This is a genomic window from Polaromonas sp. P3_C2 (assembly GCF_056402675.1).
This window is the reverse complement of record NZ_JBFUGX010000960.1, coordinates 1-1,209: the sequence shown is the minus strand read 5'-3', so window position 1 is coordinate 1,209 and position 1,209 is coordinate 1. Positions and strand designations below refer to the sequence as shown.

The 1,209-nt window shown below is 61.5% G+C and carries 2 protein-coding genes; both read right to left on the bottom strand.

Annotation, left to right across the window (positions count from 1 at the left end):
* The coding region (locus tag AC1DWI_RS23785; protein ID WP_477725989.1) for a GTP-binding protein at window positions 1–636 on the bottom strand (636 nt) is incomplete at its 3' end.
* A gap of 147 nt (window positions 637–783) precedes the next feature.
* Window positions 784–1,032 carry a DUF1653 domain-containing protein gene (locus tag AC1DWI_RS23780; protein ID WP_477669675.1) on the bottom strand — a complete coding sequence of 83 codons (249 nt, stop codon included), beginning with the start codon at window positions 1,030–1,032 and terminating at the stop codon, window positions 784–786.
* Between the last annotated feature and the right edge of the window lie 177 nt (window positions 1,033–1,209).

Here is a 1,209-nt window from a genome sequence, read left to right as displayed (position 1 = left end):
GTCCAGGCCGGCCAGGATTTCATCGTCGCCACCGGCTTTTTCTTCGCCGGGGCTGAAGACGCGCATGCGGTCTTCGCGCCTGTCGTAGACACCATGGAAAAGCTTGCCCATGCCGACCGGCCACGTGAAGGGAATGACCGTCATGCCGAGCTCGCGCTCGATCTCGTCCATCACGCTCATCGGGTCCTGCACCTCGCGGTCCATCTTGTTGACGAAAGTCAGGATGGGCGTGTTGCGTGCGCGGCAGACCTGCAGCAGGCGGCGAGTCTGCGGCTCAACGCCGTTGGCCGCGTCGATCACCATCAGTGCGGCGTCCACGGCGGTCAGCACGCGGTAGGTGTCTTCCGAGAAGTCCTGGTGGCCCGGTGTGTCGAGCAGGTTGATCACGCAGTCGCGGTATTCCATCTGCATGACCGAGCTGGCCACAGAGATACCGCGCTGCTTTTCAATTTCCATCCAGTCGGACGTGGCATGGCGTGCGGCCTTGCGGGCCTTGACGCTGCCGGCGATCTGGATCGCGCCCGAGAACAGCAACAGCTTTTCGGTCAGCGTGGTTTTACCCGCGTCGGGGTGGGAGATGATGGCAAACGTGCGGCGGCGCTTGACCTGTTTTTCGATTTCAGTGGATTCGGACATAACCCACGATTATCGGTGAGATGGCCCCCACGCTCCGCCGCTACGTGCCTTCGGCGTTCGCTGCCCCTTTCCTATGAGACAGGGGCTGGCCTTGCTTGGGGCGGCCCGGCGCGGCCGCCGGCGTTTCTCTTATTGGGGATGCGGTGCTTAACCAGGTTGCCGGGCAAATCGCGGTTGTTTCACCCCGTCGATCACGACCTCTTCATTGAACATGGCGGCGGGCCGTACCCACAGGCCTTTTTCGCCATACAGCGCGCGGTACAGCGTCATCGGCTCCAGGCTTTCGCTGTGGCGCACGGTGCCGACCACCTCATACAGCATGCCTTTGTAGTGGCGGTACAGACCGGGTGGGGTTTCGATCAGGGGAGGCAATGCGTGGGCGGTGGCTTCTGGCATAGGAATCAGGGATTTAAAAATATTGCGCGGTGGCTCGGTGGGACAATGGAGGCTATGCATCCTAAAGCCTTACTCGACAGTTGTTCCGAGCTTCTCAAGCAGGTCCTCAAATTTGATCATCCCGCCGACATGGAGGTGTCGCGCTCTTTCCGCGACTATCGCCTCGGCCCCCGGGAA